Source organism: Parabacteroides sp. merdae-related_45_40, from assembly GCF_001915675.1.
Genome location: NZ_MNQY01000098.1, coordinates 22591 through 33264, shown reverse-complemented (window position 1 = coordinate 33264; position 10674 = coordinate 22591). Strand labels below are relative to the sequence as shown.

At 44.3% G+C, this 10674-nt stretch carries 7 protein-coding genes; 5 read left to right on the top strand and 2 right to left on the bottom strand.

Going from position 1 to position 10674, the window contains the following annotated elements; all coding sequences use genetic code 11:
• Nucleotides 1–683: DNA polymerase III subunit (locus tag BHV83_RS11485; RefSeq protein WP_502687965.1), on the bottom strand; the 683-nt coding region annotated here is incomplete at its 3' end.
• Nucleotides 684–1160: 477 nt separating this feature from the next.
• On the opposite strand from BHV83_RS11485, the gene BHV83_RS11480 reads away from it, so the two are divergent.
• Nucleotides 1161–2204: an asparaginase gene (locus BHV83_RS11480; protein ID WP_122206236.1), complete on the top strand. Its 1044-nt coding sequence runs from the start codon at nt 1161–1163 to the stop codon at nt 2202–2204.
• A gap of 84 nt (nt 2205–2288) precedes the next feature.
• Here BHV83_RS11480 and metF read toward each other — a convergent pair whose 3' ends face one another.
• Nucleotides 2289–3239 (bottom strand): methylenetetrahydrofolate reductase [NAD(P)H], encoded by a 951-nt coding sequence (gene metF, locus BHV83_RS11475; RefSeq protein ID WP_005643835.1) that lies wholly within the window; start codon nt 3237–3239, stop codon nt 2289–2291.
• A 562-nt stretch (nt 3240–3801) separates the two neighbouring features.
• Between metF and BHV83_RS11470 the strand changes: the two genes are divergently transcribed.
• The 4 genes from BHV83_RS11470 (at nt 3802) to BHV83_RS11455 (ending at nt 10599) form a co-directional block, all read left to right on the top strand.
• Nucleotides 3802–4821 (top strand): branched-chain amino acid aminotransferase, encoded by a 1020-nt coding sequence (locus BHV83_RS11470; protein ID WP_022322429.1) that lies wholly within the window; start codon nt 3802–3804, stop codon nt 4819–4821.
• 156 nt (nt 4822–4977) lie between these two features.
• Nucleotides 4978–6156: an ATP-binding protein gene (locus BHV83_RS11465; RefSeq protein ID WP_022322428.1), complete on the top strand. Its 1179-nt coding sequence runs from the start codon at nt 4978–4980 to the stop codon at nt 6154–6156.
• Nucleotides 6157–6186: 30 nt separating this feature from the next.
• Nucleotides 6187–9741, top strand: a complete 3555-nt coding sequence (gene nifJ / locus BHV83_RS11460; protein ID WP_286757535.1) for a pyruvate:ferredoxin (flavodoxin) oxidoreductase — start codon at nt 6187–6189, stop codon at nt 9739–9741.
• Nucleotides 9742–9936: 195 nt separating this feature from the next.
• Nucleotides 9937–10599 (top strand): HD domain-containing protein, encoded by a 663-nt coding sequence (locus tag BHV83_RS11455; protein WP_008157306.1) that lies wholly within the window; start codon nt 9937–9939, stop codon nt 10597–10599.
• Nucleotides 10600–10674 lie beyond the last annotated feature (75 nt).

Here is a 10674-nt window from a genome sequence, read left to right as displayed (position 1 = left end):
TCTTCGGGAGTCAGGTTGAACCGGGAAATCATGGAGGCGGCGATATCTTCCGGATGAATGCCACGTACGTTGATACGTTGCGCACGGGACAGGATGGTTCCTAAAACCAGGTCGGGAAGTTCCGATACCATCAGGATCACCGTGTTCCGGGGAGGTTCCTCAATGATCTTCAGGAGTTTGTTGGCACAGGTCGGGTGGAGTTTTTCCGGTAGCCATACCAACAGGATGCGGTAAGTCGCTTCGTATATCTTAAGGCTCAGTTTCCGGATAATCTCGTCGCTCTCTTTCGAGTAGATCAGAGCTTGTGAGTTGCCGGCATCGATATAATCCAGCCAGCCGTCTATATCGAAATAGGGACGGTCTTTCAGGAAACCTCTCCATTCGGTGAGGTAATCGTCGCAGACATCTTTTTTCTTATCCTTCTTGGAAACGATCGGGAACACGAAATGAAGGTCCGGGTGGGCCAACTCGTTATACTTCAGGCATGACGGACAATGCCCGCATGAATCCGTTTCCGTCCGGTTCGTACAGTTCAGATAACGTGCGTAAGCCAGTGTGAGAGGAAAGGCGCCTGCACCCCCCTGTTCCGTGAATAGCTGGGCATGCGGGACGACACCTGTCTGTGCCGAATGTATAAGCCGTTTTTTTATTTCTTCCTGACCGATAATATCCTTGAAGTACATGTTGCTTCTTATTGAGTTGATAGAGCAAAGGTACGAATAATCGAGGAAATAAGAAACCTCATCTTAATGTGCGATCTGTATTTTCTCTTTAATGCATTTACCAATAAAAAGCACAAGCAAAAAAGGATATAAGGCCAAATCCATTGCGATAAACAGTATGTATTTCATCTTCGTAAAATTTATTATTTCGTCGATAAGACTAAGATGCTTGGAAAAACCCCTATCCGATAACAAACTTTTTTCATTTTGTTGTATGTTTTTGGTGTATTGCTTACTTCTATTGCCTGATCGATAAAAACTGAGACGGTGATTTGTGTTTTTTTGCAGTTGACAAAATGTAATATTTTTTTCTTATGATTATTCTTGTGAAGATAGTTTTGAATATGTTTTAATTGTTTTGTTTCGGTATTTGATTTCAAAATGATAGTATTATCTTTGCATTGTAAAAAAGAAAATTACATAAATACGGATTGTATGATGAATGTATGCAAAGATGACGCTTCTATTCTGATTATATATACGGGAGGTACTATCGGAATGATAGAAAATCCTGAAACAGGCTCTTTGGAGGCTTTTAACTTCGAACATTTGGAGGAACATGTTCCCGAACTAAAAAATCTCGGATATAAAATCTCGTCTATTCAATTCGACCCGCCGATGGATTCATCGGAGATGGGACCGGATTCATGGATGAAGGTCGTGCATGTCATTGCGGAACATTATCATGATTACGATGGCTTTGTCGTTCTGCATGGGACCGATACGATGGCCTTTACCGCTTCCGCTTTGAGCTTTATGCTGGAAAATCTGAGTAAGCCGGTGATCCTGACCGGTTCACAGCTTCCGATCGGTATGCTTCGTACGGATGGAAAGGAAAACCTGATTACGGCGATAGAGATTGCCGCTGCCCGTGAAAATGATATGCCGCTGGTTCCTGAAGTTTGTATTTTCTTTGAGAACGACCTGCTGCGCGGGAATCGTACCAGCAAGACGAATGCGGATAATTTCAATGCGTTCCGTTCCTATAATTATCCTCCGTTGGCACATGCCGGTATTTCGATTAAGTATGATGTCTCCCAGATTTACCATCCGGTATCCCGGAAACCGCTGAAACCTCATTACTTGTTGGACCGGAATATTGCAATCTTGAAAATATTTCCTGGAATTTCTCCGCAGGTTGTGGAAAGCATCTTGAATATTCCCGGCTTGAAAGGCGTCGTGATGGAAACATTCGGTAGCGGGAATGCGCCCGGATATGACTGGTTGCTGGAGATGTTGAAGGATGCGGTCGAACGGGGGATCGTCATTGTCAATGTCACCCAATGCCTTGCCGGGAGCGTGGAAATGCACCGCTATGAAACCGGTCGCAAATTGTTGCAGGCCGGCGTGGTGAGCGGTTACGACAGCACGACCGAATGTGCGGTTGCCAAGCTGATGTTCCTGTTCGGGCATGGTATGACGCCGGACGAAGTAAAGGAACATCTGAATTGTTCGCTGATCGGGGAGATTACGATTGCTTGAAAATATAGTTCCTTCGGCATGAAAACATCGTTTCATAGGCATGGAAATATAGTTTCGTGCTTATGAAACGATGTTTTCGTGCTTTCAATACACCTCTTTTGCCACCTTATAGACGCTATCCGATGCCATCATCGTATAGAAATGTAGGCTCGGAACGCCGTGTGCAATCAAGTCTTTGCATTGCTGGATGCACCATTCGACACCGACGGCTTTCGCTTCATCGTCCGTTTTGCATTTACGAAGTTCCGTTGCAAACGGTTCGGGAATGTCTGAACGGAATATCTTAGGCAGCACGGTGAGCTGGTTCTTGAATACGATCGGCTTGATACCCGGAATGATGGGGACCGTAATGCCTTCCGCCCGGCATCGGTCTACGAATGCGTAATATTTTTCATTGTCGAAAAACATCTGTGTCACCAAGTAGTCCGCCCCGTTCTTTACTTTCTCTTTCAGATAGAAAATATCCGAGTCCATATTGGGGGCTTCTTCATGCTTTTCCGGATAGCAAGCCATTCCGTAAGAGAACGGGGTTTCATTGGCTTCGAAAGCAGATCCGTCGATGGCGATCCCTTTGTTGAAGTCGTTCACCTGCTGCTGGAGGTCGGTTGCATGTTCGTGGTATATGTCTGTTTTTTGTCCGGCTTCCAGTGTCTTGACATCCCCGCGGAGCAACAACAGGTCATAAACACCTAAAAAGTTCAGGTCGATCAGTGCATATTCCGTTTCATCTTTTGTAAATCCCTTGCATATAATATGAGGAACAGCCGTTATACCATATTTATTTTGGATAGCCGAAGCGATGGCGACCGATCCGGGACGTTTGCGGATGTTGATTTTCTGAAAGCTACCATCTGGCAAAGTCTTGTAGATATATTCGCTGTGATGGGATGTTATATTAATGTATTTAGGATCGAACTCGATCAGTTTGTCTATGACATTATATACTTTCTGTATGCTGTTTCCTTTCAACGGAGGAAGTATTTCAAATGAGAAAGCAGTACTCTTGCTGCTATTGATCAGATCGATTACTTTCATGTTATTTATTTATTTGGGTGGACAAATGTACATAAAAAACAGTTATGTTTGTCTGCCCAATATGTTGATTGTTTATGTTGTTTGAATTTTCCACGTGTCGATATTCCGTGTTTCGTTGCTGAGTTTCCATCATGTCTTTTTGTTGCTTCTTCACAAAGATACGATATAATCTGCAATTTGCATCTATCGTTCTTGTTATTTTTGCCGTTTTTGAAGGGGTAAATGAGTGTTAAAATAGACAATATCTCTCTTTAAAATGCGATTTTGGGTTAAAATCTTGATTGATAGTGAGGTGTAGGAATCTTATATCTGTTAAAAAATATTACCATTGTGTGTAATTTGAATTAAATGGGATATAAAATCGAATTAGATGCAGCAGTAGTTTCGATTTGGACCAATGAGATTTGAGGCAAGGTGTACAATAAGAGTGTAGCCGAATTTGCCTGTACGCATTGCGACAATTTGCGGGATTATTTTCCTGCGAGGATTAAATGAGTAACGGTTGCCGTTTTTCATTTTTTATTAATACCTTTGCCTGTCAATAATCTAATTACGATAAGATATGGAAAATATTAATTGGTCTGATCTGTCATTCGGTTATATGAAGACAGACTATAATGTACGGTGTTACTATCGGGATGGTAAATGGGGCGAGCTCGAAGTTAGTTCTTCCGAGATCATCAATATTCATATGGCTGCCACATGTTTGCATTATGGACAGGAGTCGTTTGAAGGATTGAAGGCGTTCAAAGGGAGAGACGGCAAGATCCGTGTGTTCCGTATGGATGAGAACGGCAAACGCATGCAATCTTCCAGCCGCGGTATCAAAATGGCCGAGTTGCCCGTTGAGAAGTTCGAGGAAGCTATCCGTAAGGTCGTAAAACTGAACGAACGTTTTGTCCCCCCTTATGAAAGCGGGGCTGCTTTATATATCCGTCCGTTGATGATCGGTTTGGGTGCCCAGGTGGGTGTGAAGCCGGCTCTCGAATATATGTTCATGGTGTTTGTGACGCCGGTGGGACCGTATTTTAAGGGTGGTTTCAAACCCTCCAAAGTATGTATCATGCGCGATTACGATCGTGCTGCCCCTCAGGGAACCGGTACGATCAAAGTCGGTGGTAATTACGCCGCCAGTCTCGTTGCGGGCGAAAAGGCTCATGAGCTGGGCTACGCCGCTGTTTTATATCTGGACCCGAAAGAAAAGAAATATTTGGACGAATGCGGCCCAGCCAACTTCTTCGGAATTCGTGGCAACAGCTACATCACTCCGCAGTCTCACTCTATCCTGCCTTCTATCACGAACAAGAGTTTGCAGCAGTTGGCAACCGATATGGGCCTGACGGTGGAACGCCGTCCGGTTCCGGTAGAAGAAATCGCTGCGTTCGATGAAGCTGCCGAATGTGGAACTGCTGCGGTTATTGCTCCGATTTCACAGATCGATGATTTGGATGTCAATAAGTCTTATGTGATTGCAAAAGACGGCAAACCGGGTCCTGTTTGTGAAAAACTATACAATAAACTGCGTGCTATCCAGTATGGCGATGAACCTGATACCTATGGGTGGATAACGATAATTGAATAATTAACAATAAAAAATGGATAATTGATAATTTGGAATAGATGTTTTTTATCAAAATTGCAAACTCTGCATTGCAATTCGGAAAAAATATCTATATTTGCCTCGTTTAACGGGATGGATAAATTGTCAATTGTCCATTGTTAATTGTCAATTGAAAAAGTGGAAGCATTCTTTAAAACACATAAATATCTGGTAGAACACTTGTATTCGCCGGTTCGCAGAGGGCTGATGGACGAGATCGACTGGAATGATCGGTTGATCGGTATTAAGGGGTCTCGCGGAGTGGGAAAGACGACTTTTCTGCTGGATTATGCCCGCGAGCATTTTGGCGCGGATAATAAAGAGTGTCTTTACATAAATCTGAATCATTTTTATTTTACGGAACGTACGTTGGTCGATTTTGCTTCTGAGTTCAGGGCAAAAGGGGGAAAAGTGCTGCTGATCGACCAAGTGTTCAAATATTCGGGATGGTCGAAAGAACTCCGCTATTGTTACGATAACTTCACTGATTTGAAGATCATTTTTTCCGGTTCTTCCGTTATGCGGTTGAAAGATGAAAATCCCGATCTGTCAGGTAAGGTGGTTTCGTATAACCTGCGAGGTTTCTCATTCCGGGAATTTTTTAATCTGATGTCCGGGAACAGTTTTCCGGCTTATACGTTTGGAGAAATATTGGTGGACCATCAGGAGATTGCGAAAGGCATCTGCTCGGTGGGAAAACCGATGGCATACTTTCAGGACTATCTGCATCATGGTTTCTACCCGTTCTTCTTGGAGAAGCGCAATTTCTCGGAGAATTTGCTAAAGACCATGAATATGATGCTGGAGGTAGATGTGTTATACATAAAACAAATCGAACAAAGCTATCTGCCGAAACTGCGTAAGCTGCTTTACCTGTTGGCGACAAGCGCTCCTTGTACGCCCAATGTGAGTCAGTTGAGCAAAGACATAGAGACTTCGCGGGCCACCGTGATGAACTATATCAAATATTTGGCCGATGCCCGTTTGATGAACATACTTTATCCGGTGGGAGAGTCCTTCCCCAAGAAACCCTCTAAAGTGTATATGTATAACTCCAATTTGATGTATCCCATCCGGCCGATGGAAGTGAATATGCAGTCTGTCCGCGAATCATTCTTTTATAACCAGCTTTTGAAGGATAATAAATTGAATGAGGGCGGGAAGAATGCACATTTCTTAGTCAATGGGATGCATAATTTCAGGATTGAAGAAAACATGAAGGTGAAGAATAATCCTGATCTGTATTATGCAATCGATAAGGTCGAAGTAGGAGAGGGCAACATGATCCCGCTTTGGCTTTTCGGCTTTTTATATTGAAATTTTTTTTAATACTAATAGTAAGAGTCTATGACAAAACAGAAGAAATTTTTAACCTGTGATGGTAACCAGGCTGCTGCACATATCTCCTATATGTTCAGTGAAGTTGCTGCGATTTACCCCATCACTCCGTCATCTACGATGGCAGAATATGTAGATGAATGGGCTGCTGCCGGACGTAAGAATATTTTCGGCGAAACTGTAATGGTGCAGGAAATGCAATCTGAAGGTGGTGCTGCCGGTGCAGTTCACGGTTCGTTGCAGGCTGGTGCACTGACTACGACTTATACGGCTTCTCAGGGTTTGTTGCTGATGATCCCGAACATGTACAAGATCGCAGGTGAATTGCTGCCTTGCGTATTCCATGTATCTGCTCGTACATTGGCTTCTCACGCACTGTGTATCTTCGGTGACCATCAAGACGTAATGTCTGCCCGTCAGACAGGCTTCGCCATGTTGGCCGAAGGTTCTGTACAGGAAGTGATGGATTTGGCAGGTGTTGCCCACTTGGCTACAATCAAATCCCGTGTTCCGTTCGTGAACTTCTTCGACGGTTTCCGTACATCTCACGAAATCCAGAAGATCGAAGCATTGGAAAATGAAGATTTGGCTCCGCTGATCGACCAGAAGGCGTTGGCTGAATTCCGCGCACGTGCCTTGAATCCGAAAACTCCGGTTGCACGCGGTATGGCTGAAAACCCTGACCACTTCTTCCAGCATAGAGAATCGAGCAACTCTTACTATGATGCAGTTCCTGCTATCGTAGAAGAATATATGAATGAAATCTCCAAGATCACAGGACGTAAATACGGTTTGTTCGATTACTACGGAGCTGAAGATGCAGAACGCGTAATCATTGCAATGGGTTCTGTTACGGAAGCTGCACGCGAAGCTATCGACTACCTGACAGCTAAGGGTGAAAAAGTAGGTTTGGTTTCCGTTCACTTGTATCGTCCGTTCTCGGCTAAACACTTCTTGGCAGCTGTTCCTAAGACTGCTAAGCGTATTGCTGTTTTGGACCGTACAAAAGAACCGGGTGCAGTAGGCGAACCTCTGTATCTGGATGTAAAAGACTGTTTCTATGGCCAGGAAGATGCTCCGGTTATCGTAGGCGGCCGTTATGGTTTGGGGTCTAAGGATACGACTCCTGCCCAGATCCTTTCCGTATATGAAAACCTGGCACTGCCGATGCCGAAGAACCAGTTCACGATCGGTATCGTAGATGACGTAACATTCACTTCCCTGCCTCAGAAAGAAGAGATCGCATTGGGTGGCGAAGGCATGTTCGAAGCTAAGTTTTACGGTTTGGGTGCAGACGGTACTGTCGGTGCCAACAAGAATTCAGTCAAGATCATCGGTGACAATACAAATAAATATTGCCAGGCTTATTTCTCTTACGACTCTAAGAAATCCGGCGGTTTCACTTGTTCTCACCTGCGTTTCGGTGATCATCCGATCCGCTCTACCTATTTGGTAAACACACCGAATTTTGTGGCTTGCCACGTTCAGGCTTACCTGCGTATGTACGATGTGACTCGCGGTTTGCGTGAGAACGGTACATTCTTGCTGAACACGGTATGGAATGGCGAAGAATTGGCAAAACACCTGCCTAACCGTGTAAAACGTTATTTCGCTCAGAAAAATATTACGGTTTATTATATCAATGCTACACAGATCGCATTGGAAATCGGTTTGGGTAACCGCACCAATACAATCCTGCAGTCTGCATTCTTCCGTATCACAGGTGTAATTCCTGTTGATCTGGCTATCGAACAGATGAAGAAGTTCATCGTGAAGTCTTATGGCAAGAAGGGTGAAGATGTTGTAAACAAAAACTATGCTGCTGTTGATCGTGGTGGCGAATACAACCAGTTGACTGTTGATCCTGCATGGGCTAACCTGCCGGATGATGAAGAGGTTGTAAACAACGATCCTGCATTTATCAACGAAGTGGTTCGTCCTATTAATGCACAGGATGGCGACCTACTGAAGGTTTCTGCTTTCAAGGGCATCGAAGACGGTACATGGCATCAGGGTACTGCAAAATATGAAAAACGTGGTGTAGCTGCATTTGTTCCGGTTTGGAATGAGGCAAACTGTATCCAGTGTAACCAGTGTGCTTACGTTTGTCCTCACGCTTCTATCCGTCCGTTCGTTTTGAATGACGAAGAACAGAAGGGTGCAAACTTCCCGATGTTGGATGTGAAAGCTCCGGCTACAATGAAGGGGATGAAGTTCCGTATGCAGGTAGATGTTATGGACTGCTTGGGTTGCGGAAACTGTGCCGATATCTGTCCGGGATTCAAGGGCAACAAGGCGTTGTCTATGGCTCCGCTGGAAGGTCAGTTGGCTGAAGCTGATAACTGGGCATACTGTGTGGCTAATGTAAGTTCTAAGCAGAGTTTGGTAGACATCAAGTCTAATGTGAAGAATTCTCAGTTCGCAACTCCGTTGTTCGAGTTCTCAGGCGCTTGCTCCGGTTGTGGTGAAACTCCGTACGTAAAACTGATTTCCCAGTTGTTCGGTGATCGTGAAATGGTTGCTAACGCTACGGGATGTTCTTCTATCTATTCGGGTTCTGTTCCATCTACTCCGTATACGACAAACGAAAAGGGTGAAGGTCCTGCATGGGCTAACTCTCTGTTCGAAGACTTCTGTGAATTCGGTTTGGGTATGGAATTGGCTAACGAAAAGATGCGTGCACGTATCCAGAATGCAATGGAAGCTGCCATTGCTTATGAAGGCACTCCGGCCGAATATAAGGAAGCATTCACTGCATGGATCGAAAATCAGAACGATGCCGATAAGACGAAAGAACTGGCAGCTCTGATCATTCCGATGGTTGAAGCAGCTAAGGATAAATGTCCGAATTGCGCTACTATCGCCGAATTGAGCCACTTCTTGGTAAAACGTTCACAGTGGATTATCGGTGGTGACGGTGCTTCTTACGATATCGGTTATGGTGGTTTGGACCACGTGATTGCTTCCGGTAAGAATGTGAATATCCTGGTTCTGGATACTGAAGTTTATTCAAATACAGGCGGTCAGTCTTCAAAGGCTACTCCGGTCGGTGCAATCGCCAAGTTTGCTGCAGCCGGTAAGAGAGTCCGCAAGAAAGACTTGGGTTTGATGGCTACTACTTACGGTTACGTTTATGTCGCTCAGATCGCTATGGGTGCTGATCAGGCTCAGACTTTGAAGGCTATCCGCGAAGCTGAAGCTTATGACGGTCCTTCTTTGATTATCGCTTATGCTCCTTGTATCAACCACGGTTTAAAGAAGGGTATGGGCAAATCTCAGGCTGAAGAAAAAGAAGCTGTTGCATGTGGTTACTGGCACTTGTGGCGCTACAATCCTGCTCTGGAAGCTGAAGGCAAGAACCCGTTCACATTGGATTCCAAAGAACCGGATTGGAGTAAGTTCCAAGACTTCCTGAAAGGTGAAGTTCGTTTCGCATCTGTTGCAAAACAGTATCCAGCTGAAGCTGCTGAATTGTTTGCTGCCGCAGAAGAAAACGCTAAGTGGCGTCTGCGTAGCTACAAACGTATGGCTGCTGAAAACTGTCCTCAAAATATCGCAGCTTAAAAAAATGAGCCGATTTTTATAGTCAACGAAAAAAAAGAAGGCGCATCGGGTATTACGACACACCTTCTTTTTTATTATTCCAATAAAGACCGGTAAAAGGCTTTTGTAATATGAAATTCATGTCCTTCTGGTTCTTCGGCAGAACAAAATGGAATATTTCTGTGTTTAATTAACATATATAGTAAAGATAAAAATATGAATGTAACATATGAAGATGTCCGCAATTCCGAAGAGATCCGGACTTATATCAAACAAGCGGACGAGTCGTTGAAAGCAATCGGCTACACGGAGCATAGCTTTGCCCATTGCACGAAGGTTGCGAAAGTAGCAGGGGATTTATTGGAGAAGTTAGGATATGATGCGCATGAGGTGGAATTGGCTCGTATCGCCGGTTTCATGCACGATATAGGCAATGTGGTGAACCGCATCGACCACGCCCAAAGTGGGGCTATGATGGCTTTTCGTATTTTGGATAAGATGGGAATGCCGCCTGAAGATGTGGCGACCGTTATTACAGCTATCGGAAACCATGACGAACAGACGGCTGCTGCTGTAAATGCCGTTGCAGCTGCTCTGATAATCGCTGATAAGACGGATGTGCGTCGCAGCCGTGTCCGTAACCGTTCCACGATTAATTTCGATATCCATGATCGGGTAAATTATGCAGCCGAAAAATCGGATGTTATATTGGAGCCGGATTCGAAAACGATCACTCTCGATTTGAAGATCAACACCGAAATCTGTGCTGTGATGGACTATTTCGAGATTTTTACCGGACGGATGCTACTTTGTAGGAAAGCGGCGGAATTTCTTGGCCTGCAGTTCAAGCTGGATATAAATGATGTCTATTTATTGTAATATCATTTGTTTCATATATTTTGGAAAAAGTTTATCTTTATCGCGTTTTAACGAAATAAAGGTCTAACTAATCTA

Bases quoted from the DNA above. Each gene is read 5' to 3' on its own strand.
- BHV83_RS11480 (WP_122206236.1), top strand. From the start codon at position 1,161: ATGAATGTATGCAAAGATGACGCTTCTATTCTGATTATATATACGGGA.
- metF (WP_005643835.1), bottom strand. From the start codon at position 3,239: ATGAAAGTAATCGATCTGATCAATAGCAGCAAGAGTACTGCTTTCTCA.
- BHV83_RS11470 (WP_022322429.1), top strand. From the start codon at position 3,802: ATGGAAAATATTAATTGGTCTGATCTGTCATTCGGTTATATGAAGACA.
- nifJ (WP_286757535.1), top strand. From the start codon at position 6,187: ATGACAAAACAGAAGAAATTTTTAACCTGTGATGGTAACCAGGCTGCT.
- BHV83_RS11455 (WP_008157306.1), top strand. From the start codon at position 9,937: ATGAATGTAACATATGAAGATGTCCGCAATTCCGAAGAGATCCGGACT.